11 protein-coding genes are annotated in these 15,458 nt (G+C 70.3%); 8 read left to right on the top strand and 3 right to left on the bottom strand.

The window, feature by feature from the left end; all coding sequences use genetic code 11:
- Window positions 1-43 precede the first annotated feature (43 nt).
- From GWI24_RS02570 to GWI24_RS02535, 8 genes are all read left to right on the top strand, one after another.
- The gene (locus GWI24_RS02570; protein ID WP_210944251.1) at window positions 44-1,024 is read left to right on the top strand and encodes an aliphatic sulfonate ABC transporter substrate-binding protein; all 981 of its coding nucleotides are present in this window, start codon (window positions 44-46) and stop codon (window positions 1,022-1,024) included.
- A complete protein-coding gene (locus tag GWI24_RS02565) occupies window positions 1,021-2,487 on the top strand; it encodes a sulfatase-like hydrolase/transferase (protein ID WP_210944250.1) in 1,467 nt (488 codons plus the stop codon). The genes GWI24_RS02570 and GWI24_RS02565 overlap by 4 nt, the downstream gene beginning before the upstream one ends.
- Window positions 2,488-4,872: a family 43 glycosylhydrolase gene (locus tag GWI24_RS02560; RefSeq protein ID WP_210944249.1), complete on the top strand. Its 2,385-nt coding sequence runs from the start codon at window positions 2,488-2,490 to the stop codon at window positions 4,870-4,872.
- Window positions 4,873-4,959: 87 nt separating this feature from the next.
- The gene (locus GWI24_RS02555) at window positions 4,960-5,193 is read left to right on the top strand and encodes a hypothetical protein (RefSeq protein WP_210944248.1); all 234 of its coding nucleotides are present in this window, start codon (window positions 4,960-4,962) and stop codon (window positions 5,191-5,193) included.
- 122 nt (window positions 5,194-5,315) lie between these two features.
- On the top strand, window positions 5,316-7,211 hold the full coding sequence (locus tag GWI24_RS02550) for a glycoside hydrolase family 2 protein (protein WP_210944247.1): 1,896 nt from the start codon (window positions 5,316-5,318) through the stop codon (window positions 7,209-7,211).
- Window positions 7,208-8,515, top strand: a complete 1,308-nt coding sequence (locus GWI24_RS02545) for an extracellular solute-binding protein (protein WP_210944246.1) — start codon at window positions 7,208-7,210, stop codon at window positions 8,513-8,515. Before GWI24_RS02550 ends, GWI24_RS02545 begins: the two co-directional genes overlap by 4 nt.
- Before the next feature lie 34 nt (window positions 8,516-8,549).
- On the top strand, window positions 8,550-9,497 hold the full coding sequence (locus GWI24_RS02540) for a carbohydrate ABC transporter permease (RefSeq protein ID WP_210944245.1): 948 nt from the start codon (window positions 8,550-8,552) through the stop codon (window positions 9,495-9,497).
- A gap of 7 nt (window positions 9,498-9,504) precedes the next feature.
- Window positions 9,505-10,443 (top strand): carbohydrate ABC transporter permease, encoded by a 939-nt coding sequence (locus GWI24_RS02535; protein WP_210944244.1) that lies wholly within the window; start codon window positions 9,505-9,507, stop codon window positions 10,441-10,443.
- Here GWI24_RS02535 and GWI24_RS02530 read toward each other — a convergent pair.
- The 3 genes from GWI24_RS02530 to GWI24_RS02520 form a co-directional block, all read right to left on the bottom strand.
- A complete protein-coding gene (locus GWI24_RS02530; RefSeq protein ID WP_210944243.1) occupies window positions 10,437-11,534 on the bottom strand; it encodes a LacI family DNA-binding transcriptional regulator in 1,098 nt (365 codons plus the stop codon). The two genes, GWI24_RS02535 and GWI24_RS02530, sit on opposite strands and share 7 nt — an antisense overlap.
- Window positions 11,535-11,598: 64 nt before the next feature.
- Window positions 11,599-14,253: a SpoIIE family protein phosphatase gene (locus GWI24_RS02525; RefSeq protein WP_210944242.1), complete on the bottom strand. Its 2,655-nt coding sequence runs from the start codon at window positions 14,251-14,253 to the stop codon at window positions 11,599-11,601.
- Between the two features lie 179 nt (window positions 14,254-14,432).
- The gene (locus GWI24_RS02520; RefSeq protein ID WP_210944241.1) at window positions 14,433-15,452 is read right to left on the bottom strand and encodes a Gfo/Idh/MocA family oxidoreductase; all 1,020 of its coding nucleotides are present in this window, start codon (window positions 15,450-15,452) and stop codon (window positions 14,433-14,435) included.
- Between the last annotated feature and the right edge of the window lie 6 nt (window positions 15,453-15,458).

Below are 15,458 nucleotides of genomic sequence, written 5' to 3'. Positions count from 1 at the left end.
TCACTCCCCCATCCCACCCACTTTTCGAAGGGACTCACCCGAGATGAGGATGAGCCGACGCGACTTCATGCTCTCACTCTCCGCGACCGGTGCGGCACTGTCGGTGGCGGCATGTTCGTCCTCCGGCAGCGGCGGCGGCTCCGCGGTCAGGTTCGGCTATATCGCCGACTACAACGGCGCGAGCCTGCTGGCCATCGCCGAGGAGCGGGGCCTGTGGAAGAAGCACGGTCTGACCGCCGAGCCCAAGGTGTTCGTCAACGGCCCGGTCCAGATCCAGGCGTTGCGCACCGGCAATCTGGACTACGGCTACATCGGGCCGGGCGCCCTGTGGCTGCCCGCCTCCGGCAAGGCCACCATCGTGGCCATCAACACCCTCACCTACGCCGACCGGGTCATCGCCAGGCCCGGTATCAGCTCGATCCAGGACCTGAGAGGGAAGAAGGTCGGCGTCCCCGAGGGCACTTCCGGTGAGATGGCGCTCAATCTGGCGCTCCAGAAGGCCGGGATGACGATGAAGGACATCTCGAAGGTGGTGATGGACGCGCCCACCGTGGTCTCCGCGTTCTCCTCCGGGCAGATCGACGGCGCCGGGATCTGGTATCCGCTCATCGACACCATCAAGGAGAAGGTGCCGGGGATGAAGGAGGTGGCGAGCACCGAGGACCTCCCCGGCTCCTCATTCCCCACCGCGTTCGTCTCCGCCGCCAAGGCGAAGCCGGAGCGTGATCAGAAGGTCGTGAAGGTCCTTCAGGAGGCCAACGACTGGCGGGCCGCGCACCCCAAGGAGTCCATCGCGCTGGCCGCGAAGCTGCTCAAGGCCGATGAGGCGAAGGTCGCGGCGGACGCGGAGCATGTGAAGACGATGACGACCGCCGAGCTGGTGGCCAGAACCAAGGACGGCACCGTCGGGAAGTGGCTGGACGGCATGAGCCGCTTCTTCGTCCGGACCGGGCAGCTGCCGAAGGCCCCCGACCCGTCCACGTTCTACGCCGGTGACCTCTACACGAAGGCGGCCGCCCGATGAACCTGCTGTTCCTGATGACCGATCAGCACCGCGTCGACACCCTCGGCTGTTACGGCAATCCGCATGTGGCCACGCCGAACCTCGACCGGCTGGCGGCGACCGGCACCCGCTTCGACCGCTGCTACACCCCCACCGCCATCTGCACCCCGGCCCGCGCCAGTCTGCTCACCGGCCAGGCGCCCTTCCGCCACCGGCTGCTGGCCAACTACGAGCGCAACGTCGGCTATCTGGAGGATCTGCGCGAGGACGCGTTCACCTTCCCCGGCGCCCTGGCCGAGCGCGGTTACCAGCTCGGGCTGGTCGGCAAGTGGCATGTCGGCACCCACCGCAACGCCGCCTCGTACGGCTTCGACGGACCCGATCTGCCCGGCTGGCACAACCCCGTGGACCACCCGGACTACGCGGCGTACCTGAAGGAGCGGGGCCTGCCGCCGTACCGGATATCCGATCCGATCCGCGGCACCACGCCCAACGGCAATCCGGGCAATCTGCTGGCGGCACGGCTGCACCAGCCGGTGGAGGCCACCTTCGAGCACTATCTGGCCACCCGCGCCATCGAGCAGCTGGAGCGCTACGCCGCGGACGGGCGGCCGTTCTTCCTGGCCACCCACTTCTTCGGGCCGCATCTGCCGTATCTGCTGCCCGACGCGTACTTCGACCGCTACGACCCCGGCCTGGTGGACCTGCCCGCCTCGATCGCCGAGACCTTCGAGGGAAAGCCACCGGTACAGCGCAACTACAGCGCCCACTGGACCTTCGACACCATCCCCATCGAGGTTTCCGCCAAGCTGATCGCGGTCTACTGGGGCTATGTCACGCTGATCGATGAGCAGATCGGGCGCATCCTCACCCGCCTCGACGAACTCGGTCTTGCCGATGACACCTCGGTGTTCTTCACCGCCGACCACGGCGAGTTCACCGGCGCCCACCGGCTGCACGACAAGGGCCCGGCGATGTACGAGGACATCTACCGCATCCCCGGCATCATCCGCGTCCCCGGGGAAGCCCCGCAGGTGCGCCAGGAGTTCGTCAGCCTCACCGACTGCACCGCCACCATCCTGGACCTCGCGGGCTGCGACACCTCACCGGCCGTGGACAGCCGAAGCCTGGTGCCGCTGGTGCGGGGCGAACATCCGCGGTGGCCGGCCGAGCTGCTCGCCGAGTTCCACGGCCACCACTTCCCGTATCCGCAGCGGATGATCCGCGACGAGCGCCACAAGCTCATCGTCAATCCCGAGTCGGTCAACGAGCTCTACGACCTGGACACCGACCCCCATGAGCTGACCAACCGCTATGAGCACCCCGAGCTGCTGCCCGTGCGCCGCCGTCTGATGCGCCGCCTGTACGACCTGCTGCGGGAGCGCGGCGACAACTTCTACCACTGGATGACCCCGATGTTCGACATCGGAGATCTGGACTACGACCCGAGCCTGAGCTCCTTCGAGCCGGAAGGGACCGCGTAGATGAGACGAAGCCGTAGACGGAGCCATAGACACAGCCCTGGCACTCTCGTCGCCGCGCTGCTGTGCACGCTGCCGGCCGGGCTGTTGCCCGCGGCCCAGGCGACGGCCGCCGCACGCCCGGCGACGGAGCGCACCACGACGGCCCACCAGGCGACCACCTACCACAACCCCCTCACGGCCGGAGTGGTCGACACCTTCCCCGACCCGGTGATGATCCGGGGCAAGGACGGCCTGTGGTACGCGTACGGCACCCAGAACCCGGTGTTCCAGAGCAAGGGCGAGGACGGTGAGCGGATGCTGCCCATCCTCCGCTCGGCCGACCTGGCGCACTGGGAGTACGCCGGGGAGGTCTTCACCCCGGAGACCAAACCCGCCTGGCACAAGGGCGCCCGGCTGTGGGCCCCCGACATCCGCTATGTGAACGGCCACTACAACCTCTACTACTCGGTGTCCTCCGAGAACACCGTCGGCGTGGCGACCGCGCCCACCCCCACCGGCCCCTGGACCGACCGCGGAGCCGTACTGCCCTCGCCGAGCGGCTGCGCCACCGGCAACATCGACCAGGCCCAGTTCACGGACGAGGGCGGTCAGCCCTATCTGTACTGGGGCAGCTACGACACGATCTGCGTGGCGAAGACCAACGCCGCCCGCACCCGCATCGAGGGCGCGGTGACCGAAGTGGCGCAGGGCCGCCGGATGGAGGGCGGGTTCGTCGTCCGGCGCGGTGGCCACTACTACCTGTTCTACTCCGACGCGGGGTGCTGCGACGGCGCCTACAGCGGTTATCAGGTCAAGGTCGGCCGGGCGACCAGCCCGACCGGGCCCTTCGTGGACGACCAGGGCGTCCCGCTGACGGCCGCCACCAGCAAGGGCGGTGTGGTGCTGACCGCGAACGGCAACGGCTGGATCGGCCCCGGGCACAACGCCCTCCAGACCGACCTCTCCGGCCAGGACTGGCTCGTCTACCACGCCATCTCCTCCGACGACCCGGATCTGAAACCGGCCGCGGGCGGCACGCTGAAGCTGTCCAAGCGGCCGATGCTGATGGACCGGCTGGACTGGATCGACGGCTGGCCGGTGGTACGGGCCGGGGCCGGCGCCTCCCAGGGCGCACAGCGGGCCCCCGTGGCCTCCTGGGCCGCGGGCGGCACCTTCAACGACGGCTCGCTGAAGGGCTGGCACAGCGGTGGCGGCTCCGGCACCAACGGCTGGAGCGTCGGCCATGAGCAGGACGCCCAAGGCTTCGTCACACCGCGCGGGAATCCCACCGGCCCCGCCCACCTGGTCTCGGACCGGTCCGCCCCGGCGGCCCGGCGCGCCGAGGCCGATCTGCGGGTCACCTCGGCCACCGGCGCGGCCGGGCTGCTGGCCGGCTACACCGGCCCGGACGACTTCATGGTGGCGTGGCTGGACCGGCAGCGCAACGCACTGGTGACGGACGTACGGGTCGACGGCCGCAGCCGTGGCATCCGTACGACCCCGCTGCCGCCGGACTTCTCCTGGGACACCTGGCACAACGTGGCGGCGGAGATCCGTGGCACCCGGTTGACCGTGGAGGTGAGCGCGGACCGGCTGCGGGACGCGGTGGCCACCCAGGAGCGGTCGCTGCCCGCGTCGGCGGTCCGCTCCGGCAAGGTCGGCGTGGCCGCCCGCGGCGCCGGTGCGGCGGCCGACAACGTGGGGACCTCGGCACTCTTCACACCGGTCACCAGCCGCGTCCCCGAGCATGTGCCGGGTCCGCTGCTGCCCGCCTACAGCGATGACTTCGACACCGCCACCGTCCCCGGCACCACCGCGGATTCTCCGTGGTCCTGGGTGCGTGGACCGGCGTCCGGGGTCACGATGTCCGATGGCGCCCTGTCCTGGCCCACTCAGGGGGCCGAGCTCTATCTCGGCACCAATACGGCGTCGGTGCTGACCCGGGGCGCTCCCCCGGGCGACTACACCGTGGAGACCAGGCTCCGCTTCGCCCCGGGGCGGACCAATCAGCAGGCCGGGCTGGTGCTGTACGGGAACGACGACCGCTACTACAAGCTGGTGCACGCGGTGCTCCCGGTGAGCCACGCGGACGGGAAGGCCACGCATGTCACCGAGTTCGCGAAGGAGGGCGAGCGTCCCACCACCACACCGCCGACCCCGGTGGCCTACGGGCCGATGTTCGGCGGCCCGCCCGCGGACACGCTGTGGATGCGGCTGTCGTACCACGCCGACACCGCGCGTGACGAGACCGAGGTGCGCGCCGCCACCAGCACGGACGGTCTGCACTGGGTCCACACCGGCGTCTGGACCCTGCCGACCGTGAGCAAGCTCAGGATCGGGCTGGTCGCGCAGAACACGGCGGGCGCGGTCGCGCGGTTCGACTACCTGCACACCTATCGCGGCTGACCTGCCGAGTGGCCCCCGTCCTATGCTGATCACCGTCGTTGACGCGAGACCGGGGGCCACTTCGGTGGCCGGAAAAGGTGAGAGAGCGTGGCCAAGCCCGTACGTGCGGCTATCGGGGACATGTGGATCACATGTGTGTTCTGCAAGGGCGATCTCTTCCGGGATCGCGAGGTGAAGCTCAACAGCACCGGCATGGAGCTGTTCAAGTTCGGCTGGGCCAACGAATCGGCCACCGGGTTGATCTGCTGGAACTGCGGCTATGTGCACCTTTTCGCCAACCAGGACGTCGAACTGTACAAGGTGAAGAAGGGCGAGATCTAGCCAGGCTCACCGGCGGCCACCCGAGGTCGTGGCAAAAGTTGCTGCGCGGGATCTTTACATCGATGTAAACGGGTGATGGCATACCCCTGCCCGGTCGAAACCCCCGCCCTCCCGGAGATCCCATGGCTCACTCGGACATCACCTCGCCCGAAGTGTCGAACGACGTTCCACGACCCGAATATCCCCGGCCCAGTTTCGTCCGTGAGGACTGGCTCAATCTCAACGGCAGCTGGCAGTTCGCCTTCGACCCCGGCGACAGCGGACTCGAGCGCGGTCTGGTGCACCAGGAGCTGGACGGGCGGATCCTGGTCCCGTTCTGCCCCGAGTCCGAGCTGTCGGGGATCGGGGACACCGACTTCCACCCCGCGGTCTGGTACCGGCGCACGGTCCGGATACCGGCGGGCTGGGCCGGCCGGCGGGTGCTGCTGCACTTCGGGGCCGTCGACCACGACGCCACCGTGTGGGCCGACGGCCGCGAAGTGGCCCGGCACAGCGGCGGCTTCACCTCCTTCACCGCCGACCTCGGCGTGGTGGCGGGGGCGGCCGGCGGCGACGCGGAGGTGGTGATCGTCGTACGGGCCCGGGACGCCCGCCACGGCACTCAGGCGCGCGGCAAGCAGGCCACCGACTACGCCAACAGCGACTGCCACTACACCCGCACCACCGGCATCTGGCAGACGGTGTGGGCGGAGCCGGTGCCCGAGGTCCATCTGCGCAGGCCCCGGATCACCCCCGACCTCGCGTCCGGCGCCTTCCACCTCGAACTGCCGCTCAGTGCCAACCGTACGGGCCACCGGATCACGGCCCGGGTGAGCGACGCGGACGGCCAGACGGTGGCCGAGGCGAGCGTGCGGGCCGACCTGGATCTGGCCCCCCGTATGGTGCTCGCGCTGCCCGAGGACCGGCGCCGGCCGTGGTCTCCGGAGGACCCCCATCTGTACCGGGTGCGGATCGAGCTGCTGGACGGCGCAGGCGAGACCGTGGACCGCGCCGAGTGCACCGCCGGACTGCGGTCGGTGGCCATCGACGGCAAGCGGCTGCTGCTCAACGGCCGCCCGGTCTTCCAGCGGCTCGTCCTGGACCAGGGCTGGTACCCGGACGGGCTGATGACCGCACCCGACGACGCCGCCCTCGTCCGGGACATCGAGCTGTCGCTGGCCGCGGGGTTCAACGGGGCACGGCTGCACCAGAAGGTGTTCGAGGAGCGTTTCCTGCACCACGCGGACCGGCTCGGCTATCTCGTCTGGGGCGAGTTCGGCGACTGGGGAGCCAGTACCGGGCGTACCACGGGGGACAACCAGCAGCCCACCGCCGGATTCATCGCCCAGTGGCTGGAGGCCGTGGAGCGCGACTATTCCCACCCGTCGATCGTGGGCTGGTGCCCGCTCAACGAGACGCACCAGGAACTCCACGACCGGCAGACCGTCCTGGACGATGTCACCCGGGGCATGTTCCTGGCCACGAAGGCCGCCGACACCTCCCGTCCGGTCCTGGACGCCTCCGGCTACTCCCACCGCGTGGCCGAGACCGATGTGTACGACTCCCACAGCTATGAGCAGGACCCCGAGGCGTTCCGCCACCAGATGGCGGGGCTGGACAAGGACGACCCGTATCTCAACCCCGACAACCGGGGGAACCCCGGAAGGAAGGACACCGACGCGGTGTGGTCGCTGCCGTACCGCGGCCAGCCCTACTTCTGCAGCGAATTCGGCGGCATCTGGTGGAATCCGGAGGAGGCGGACGCCGCGGCCGGGGACGACCGCGAGGTGTCCTGGGGGTACGGGCAGCGGCCGCGGACCGAGGAGGAGTTCCAGACCCGCTTCGCGGGGCTGACCGGGGCGCTGCTCGACGACCCCCTGATGTTCGGCTACTGCTACACCCAGCTCACCGATGTGTTCCAGGAGCAGAACGGCGTCTACCGCTTCGACCGGAGCCACAAGCTGGACGTGGAGCGGCTGCGCGCGGCGCAGCAGCGCCCCGCCGCCTTCGAGCGCCCGGCCGGTGAGGAGGGGCGATGAGCGGCCTGTCACGGCGTGGTCTGCTGAGAGGCGCGGTGTACGGGGCGGGGGCCGCCGTATCGGCGTCCGCGCTCAGCGGCTGCGGTTCGATCGCCGGGAGCGTGCGGAGCACGGACGAGATCGAGTACTGGACCCTGTTCACCGGCCCCGACGGCGAACTGATGAAGACCATGACGCGGAACGTGGAGAAGCGCGTCCCGGGTCTCAAGGTCAGGACGACGGTGCTGGACTGGGGCCCGCCGTACTACACCAAGCTGGCGATGGCCTCGGCCGGTGGCCGTTCGCCGGATGTGGCGATCATGCACCTGACCCGGCTGGCGGGCTACGCCCCCGGTGGTCTGCTCGACCCGTGGGACATGGATCTGCTGGCCGAGTTCGGCCTGAAGCAGGAGGACCTCAACAAGACGCTCGTCAAGCGGAGTCTGTACCAGGGCGACCCGTACGCCGTTCCGCTGGACACCCACCCGTTCGTCGTCTTCTTCGACCGGGACGTCCTGGACAAGGCGGGGCTGCTCACCGGTGACGGGCAGCTGGTGCCCTTCGAATCGCCGAAACACGCCCTGGAGCTGATGGACAAGCTCCGTAAGGACGGCGGCAAGCTGGGACCGGTCTTCGGCCACGCCAACGACGCGGCGATGGGCTGGCGGATGTTCTGGACGCTGTTCAGCCAGACCGGCGCCACCTTCGACCTCACGGGGAAGCGGGCCGAGATTGACGAGGACACCGCCGTCGAGGTGGTGCGCTTCATGGCCGACCTGACGCGCGACAGCCGCACCATGGACGTCCAGACGGCCATCGCCGCCTTCGCCAACGGCCGCTCGCCGATGATCTTCTCGGGCGAGTGGGACATGGCCACCTACAAGTCGACCCTGAAGGACAAGCTGGGCGGCTCCCCCATCCCCACCTTCTACGACCGTCCGGCCGGGGCCTCGGACAGCCACGCCCTGGTGCTGCCGCACCAGGACAACCCGGATCCGGAGCGCAGGCGGCGTGCCCACCGGTTCGTGGCCGAGCTGGTCCGGTCCGGGCTGACATGGGCGACGGCGGGCCACATCCCCGCGTACACACCGGCCGTCTCGTCCGCGCAGTACGCGAAGCTGCGCCCGCAGTCGGAGTACGCGGGCGCCGCGAAGCAGCTCGTACTCGACCCGCCGGTGTGGTTCGCGGGCTCCGGCTCGGACTTCCAGACCCGGATGTGCCAGGCGCTCGATCCCGCGCTCGGCGGCTCGTCGTCCGCGCAGAGCGCGGTGCGCACGATGGTCTCCCAGATCAACACCCTGCTGGCCCAGCCGAATCCGGCCTGATCGCGACGGAGTCGCGATGGAAAGGAGCGATGTCATGGCTTCCGTCTCCACGCCCGCACGGCGGGCCGCGGCCGGATCCCGGCGCGCCGGATTCCGGCGGGCCGCCGCCACGGACCGGCCTCGGTCGGGCGGCGCCGGGTGGCTCTTCGCCACCCCCTTCCTGGTGTTCTTCACTCTCTTCCTCATCGTGCCGATCGGCATCGGCCTGTGGATGAGCTTCACCGACGCCAGCCTGACCGGGCACGGTGACAACACCCTCATCGGCCTGGACAACTACACCGAGGCGTTCGGCGACAGCCAGGTGTGGCAGACCCTCGGCAACACGCTCTGGTTCACCGTCCTGACCACCGTCCCCCTCGTAGTCGTCGCCCTGGTGATGGCCCTGCTGGTGTACACAGGGATGCCGGGGCAGTGGCTGTGGCGGCTGGCCTTCTTCGCCTCGCATCTGCTGCCGGTCGCGGTGGTCTACCAGATCTGGAGCATGCTGTTCCAGCCGGACCGGGGGATGCTCAACGGCCTGCTGAAGATCTTCGGGATCGACGGCATCGGCTGGCTGACGGACGAGAAGTACGCGATGTGGTCCATCGCACTGGTGACCCTGTGGTGGACCGTGGGGTTCAACTTCCTGCTCTATCTGGCCGCGCTGCAGGCGATCCCCGACCACCTCTACGAGGCGGCCGCGCTGGACGGCGCCGGGGCGTGGCGCCGGCTGTGGTCGGTCACCCTGCCACAGCTGCGGCGGACCACCGGGCTGATCGCGGTGTTGCAGGTGATGGCGTCGCTGAAGGTTTTCGACCAGATCTATCTGCTGACCAAGGGCGGCCCGAACGGGGCCACCCGGCCGATCCTGGAGTACATCTACGACACCGGCTTCACCAACTACCGGCTCGGCTATGCCTCGGCGGTGTCCTATGTGTTCTTCGGGCTCATCATCATCCTCTCGATCGCCCAGCTGAAGATCTTCTCGCGCAGGGAGGACTGATCGCGCCATGACCACCGAGACACTCTCCCCCCGTACCCCCGGAAAGCCCCGGTCGACCATGCCCCGGGAGGTGGTCCGGCGGCGCCGCTACGGCGGCCATGTCTGGCACCCCTCGCTCGGGACGGGCCCCCTCCCCCGTGTGCTGACGCTGCTGGCGCTGGCGCTGATGACGGTGGTCTGGCTGGTGCCGTTCGGCTGGGGGGTGGACACCTCGTTCAAGACGGAGGTCGACGCGAGCGCGTCGGGCGCCGACTGGATCCCCAAGGCGGGCTTCACCCTCGACGCCTACCGGACCATCTTCGGCCAGGGCAATCTGCCGGTGTGGGCGGTGAACAGCGTGGTGATCGCCGTGTGCGTCACGGCCATCACCGTGGCCATCTCGGCGATGGCGGCGTACGCCTTCTCGCGCACCCTCTTCCGCGGCCGCCGGGTGCTCTTCGCCGTCACCGTCGCCTCGATCATGGTGCCGCCGCAGATCCTGATCGTGCCGCTGTTCCGGCAGATGCTCGCGATGAACCTCGTCGACACCTACGCGGCGGTGATCCTGCCGCAGGTGGTGGCGCCCGCCATGGTGTTCATCCTGAAGAAGTTCTTCGACGGCATTCCGCGGGAGCTGGAGGAGGCCGCCCGGATCGACGGGGCGGGCAGCTTCCGGGTGTTCTGGAGTGTGGTGCTGCCGCTGTCCCGGCCGATCCTCGCGGCCGTGGCCATCTTCGTCTTCATCAACACCTGGAACAACTTCCTCTGGCCGTTCATCAGCACGAGCGATCCCCAGCTGATGACCCTGCCGGTGGGGCTGTCGACCGTGAAGGACTCCACCGGGCTCCGCAACGCCCAGGAGTCCGCCGCCTCGATCCTCGGCTCCATCCCGCTGCTCATCGTCTTCATGCTGTTCCAGCGTCAGATAGTGAAGTCGGTGGCCACCACGGGTCTGGGAGGTCAGTGAGCGGTAGTGGCGATACCGCCCTCGGTGGACTCGCGGGTGTGGAGGGTGTGGCCGACGACGACCTCCTGGGCCGGACGGTCCGGTGTCTCGATCCGCTCCAGCAGCAGATCGACGGCGTGCCGGGCGATGGCGCTCTTGTCCGGTGCCACGCTGCTCAGACTCGGTGTGCTGTAGCGCGCGGCCTCGATGTCGTCGAAGCCCATCACGGCCATGTCGTCCGGCACCCGCAGTCCGCGCTCGTAGAGGGTCCGCAGGGCACCGAGGGCGAGGGCGTCGTTGAAGCAGAACACGGCGTCCGGGGGTTCGGGCCGGTCCAGCAGCGCCGCCATCGCCCGGGCGCCCTCGGCCAGGTGGTAGCGGGGCGTCTCCCGCTCCAGGAGGGGGTCAAGCGGCAGCCCGGCCTCCTCCAGGGCCTGGCGGTAGCCGGTCCTGCGCAGCAGCGGAGTGCCGATGTACGGCTCGGGCTGGAGGCCGATGGCGGCGATCCGGCGGCGCCCGCCGGCCGCCAGATGGGCCACGGCCTCCTTGGCGGCGGCCACGTTGTCGATCACCACATGGTCGGCGAGGCCGCCGCTGGGGCGTTCGCCGATGAGCACGAGCGGCACGGTGCCGAGGTGGTTCGCCAGCGCGCTGCCGTGCAGGGCGAGCGGGCTCACCACCATGCCGTCCACGACCTGGTCGCCCAGGCCGTGGATCACCGCCGCCTCCCGCTCGCGGTCGCCGAGGGTCTGCTCGATCAGCAGGGTGCGGCCGTGTTCCTCGGCCGTGGTGAGGAAGTGGCGTCCCAGCTCGGCGAAGTACGGAACGTCCAGCTCGGGCAGGACCAGCCCGATCATGCCGGTGCTCCCGCGGCGGAGGTTGCGGGCCACCCGGTTGGGCCGGTAGCCGAGCTCCCGGATGGCCCGCTGGACCCGTTCCCGGGTCGCCGGGGACACATGCACAAAGCCGTTGATCACATTCGACACGGTCTTCGGGGAGACCCCGGCGAGCGTCGCCACGTCCTTGACGGTGGCGCTCCGGCCGGCACCGTCCGAGCGCTTCCGCCCCGGTGCCGCTTGGTCCCTGGTGGTCTGCTGTTTCACGGCGGTCACCGACCGATCCTAGAGCGTGCCGGTGGTGGGCCGCACCGCCGGGCACACCGCGGGCCCCGTCCGCTCAGGGCGCGGTGGGCCCCGTCCCCTCAGGCGGCGGCCGGTGGGCGGGCGAGGGCAGTGCCTGCTCCGTCCAGATGCACTTGCCCGTCGCCGAGAACCGCATGCCCCATCGATCGGAAAGCGCGGCGACCAGCTGCAGCCCGCGCCCGCCCTCGTCGGTCTCGGCGGCGCGGCGGATCCGCGGGGTGGTGAGGCTGCGGTCGGAGACCTCGCAGATCAGCGTCCGGCCGTAGAGCAGGCGCAGTCGCGGAGGGCCCTTGGCGTGCCGGACGACATTGCCGACCAGCTCGCTGACCAGGAGCTCCGTCGTCATCGTCAGCTCGTCGAGATGCCACGCGGACAGCTGCTCGGTGACATGGTGGCGGGCCTCGGCCGCGGCGATGGGGCCGTCCGGGAGCGCCCAGGACATCACCCGGTCCGGAGCCATCGACCGCGTCCGGGCGATCAGCAGCGCGGCGTCGTCGTGGGTCGCGGCCTGCTCCGGCACCAGCGCGCTGATGACGGCGTCGCACAGTCGGCCGGGATCGTGCAGCGTGGCGGGTCCGGACGCGGTCCCGGACGGATCGGCGGGGGGTGCGGCGGCCCTGGTGAGGGCCTGGGCGAGGCGGTCCATGCCCTCGTCGATGTCGACCGCCGACGACTCGACCAGGCCGTCGGTGTAGAGCACCAGATGGCTGCCCTCGGGCACCTGGACCTCATGGGTCTCGAAGGGCGGGCTGGCGGCGCCGAGCGGCGGATCGGCGTCGACATGAGGGAAGTGGGCCGTGCCGTCGGGGTGGACGATGGCGAGCGGTGGGTGCCCGGCGCTCGCGAACGCACAGCGATTGGTGACGGGGTCGTAGACCGTGTACAGACAGGTCGCGTAGAAGTCATCGCCGAGGTCGCCGACCAGATCGTTGAGATGGGTGAGCAGCTCATCGGGCGGGAACTCGAGATCGGCGAGGGTGTGCACGGCCGTGCGCAGCCGCCCCATCGTCGCGGCCTCGGACAGCCCGTGGCCCATGACATCGCCGATGACGAGGGCGACCCGCTCCCCGGACAGCGGGATGAGGTCGTACCAGTCGCCGCCGACCTGTACGCCCTCGGTGGCGGGCAGATAGCGCGCCTCGGCGGCGACGGCCGGTACGACGGGCAGCGTACGGGGCAGCAGTCCGCGCTGGAGCTCCTGGGCCCGGGTGTGCTCGGCGTCGTAGAGCCGCGCCCGCTCCAGCGCCTGGGCGACCAGTCCGCTCAGGGCGATGAGCAGGGAGCGGTCCTCCTCGGAGAAGTGGCGTGGCCGCGAGAAGCTCACCACGCAATAGCCGATCTGCTGGTCGGAGGCGATCAGGGGGAGGAACGCCCACGCCTTCATCCCGCTGCGGTGGAGGTAGTAGGCGGCGTCCGGATGCTGTTCGGCATACTGCCGCGGGGTGGACAGGAAGGTCGGGGAGCGGGAGCTGAGCACCTGGACGATGGCGGACATCTCCGAGACCATCAGTTTCTGGATGATCTCGAGGAACTCCTCCGGATACCCGGCCGAACCGACGATCCGCAGCCGCCCGTTCTCGATCAGCTGGCAGATCAGGCCGGTGGCGCCGAACGGCGGAAGCATCCGGTCTGCGACCGCCTTCACCACGTCCTGGACGGTCAGCGCCTCGGCGAGCGCCGAGGTCAGCTCGCCCATGCGCATGACCCGCTCGGCCGCGGCGCGCTGGGCCGCGGACTGCTCGGCCTCCTCCGCCCGGCGTTCGGTGATGTCCGCGATGTGGATGACCAGTCCGTCGGGGACGGGGTCGAAGCGTGCGTGGTACCAGCCCGGTCTGCCGGGCCATCGGGTGTCGAATCCGGCCGGTGCGCGAGTGGTCACGGCCCGCCCGTGGCAGGCGGCCATCCCGGTGTCCCGGACCACCGGGTGGTCCCACAACACGGTCCCCAGCGCCTCCTGGGCGGAAGAACCCAGCAACTTCAGGGCCGCGGGGTTGGCGAAGGTCAGCCGTGCCTGGTCGTCGAGGGCGAGGAGGCCGTCGTTCATCCGCCATACGGCACTGCCGACGGCGTCGCCGCCGAGGGGTTGCCTCTCGTGCTCGACGTCCGTGGCGGCGGGGCGGGCGGGCCGCAGATACTCGGCGACCCAGTCGGCGACCATCCGCAGGAATTCACATCGCGCGTCGCCGAGCTCGTCCGGCGCCTCCACCAGGGCGGACAGCGCACCCACCGGCTGCCCGTCGGCCGTGACCACGGGCACCGACACCACCCCGCTGCCGGGCGGAAGCGAGCCGGCGCCGGGAGGGAAGTCCCCGTGGGAGGAGCGGCCGGACGACGAGAGGGGTGCCCGGTGCGGCACATCCGGCGGTGGCGGCGTCCAGACCTGGGTACCGTAGCGCACACACGACACGGGGGCCGCGCTGTCCTCGTCCGTGAGGGTCTCCCACCCCGCGACCAGGTTGTCCGGCAACCCCATGCTGGCCACCAGGCGCATCACCCCCTGGCGCGGATCACACACATGGATCATGCCGCCCAGGGCGCCGAGTTCGGCGACCGCCTGCCCGAGGGCGAGCCTCACCGGCCCGGTGCCACTCAGCTGGCCACCCGCGGAACCCATCAGCCGAAGCCGCGTCCACGCCGACCGAGTGATCCGGGTGTCCGCACTGTCCGGGTGCTGTTCATCCACACCCATGGCGTCACCTGTCATCGTCCTCGGGAGCCCGGTGCCGTACGGATCGCAGGCCGGCCGCGTCCTATACAGCCCGAATATAACGCCTCTCCGGAAACGAGTCCCGCCATCCGGGCGTGGCCGTCGGCATACGTCGGCGTAGGTCGCCGGGCGCCGTCACCGAGAGCCGAAGGGCGGTACCGCTACGCGATGTCACCGACGCGGACCGGGCCGCCGGTGGTGACCGACTCGATGGCCGCGAGCGCGACGGACAGGGCGGCGCGGGCGTCCTGTCCGGTGACGGAGGGGGCGCGGCCGGTGCGCACACACTCGGTGAAGTCGGCGAGTTCGGCCACGTAGGCGGCGTGGAAGAGTTCCTGGTCGTAGGTGACACATTCGGCGGCGGTGCCGTTCGGGCCGTAGGCGGTCAGATGGCTGCGGCGGATGTCGCCCATGGTGAGCATCCCCGCCGAGCCGAAGACCTCACCGCGCACGTCGTACCCGTACGCCGCCTGGAAGTTCGCCTCGGCGGTGGCGAGGGCGCCGTTGTCGAAGCGGATGGTGACCACGGCGGTGTCGAGCAGTCCGCGCTCCTTGAAGTCGGGGCGGACCAGGGCGTCGGCGAACGCGAAGACCTCGACCGGTGCGGCGCCGGGGTTGAGGTAGCGCAGGGTGTCGAAGTCGTGGATGAGCGTCTCCAGGAAGATCGTCCACGGCGGGATGCGGCCCGGGTCGGCCAGCTTGGGGTCGCGGGTGAGCGAACGCAGCAGCTGCGGGGTGCCGATGGCGCCCGCGCGGACCTTCTCGTGGGCGGCGTGGAAGCCGGTGTCATAGCGGCGGTTGAAGCCCACCTGGAGGGGGACACCGGCGTCGGCCACGGCGGCGATGGCGCGATCCGCCTCCTCGAGGGTGACGGCCATGGGCTTCTCGCAGTAGACGGCCTTGCCCGCCCGGGCCGCGGCCTCGACCAGCCCGGCGTGGGTGCGGGCCGGGGTGGCGATGACCACCGCCTCGACCCCGGGGTCGGCGAGCAGCTCGGCTATCTCGGTGTACGCCGTGGTGCCGCCCAGCCGGTCGCCGAGCCCCTGCGCGGCGCCGGGGGCCGGGTCGGCGATGGCGGCGAGACGGACGCCGGGGAGGCGGCGGGCGAGGGTCTCGGCGTGGAAGGAGCCCATGCGTCCGGCGCCGATGAGGCCGATGGGGAGGGGGTGTGATGTGGTCATGCGGAT

The organism is Streptomyces sp. MK37H, assembly GCF_018035285.1.
In the GTDB taxonomy this organism is placed as follows: domain Bacteria; phylum Actinomycetota; class Actinomycetes; order Streptomycetales; family Streptomycetaceae; genus Streptomyces; species Streptomyces endocoffeicus.
The sequence above is the reverse complement of the archived record's forward strand: the minus strand, read 5'-3'. Positions and strand labels throughout refer to the sequence as shown.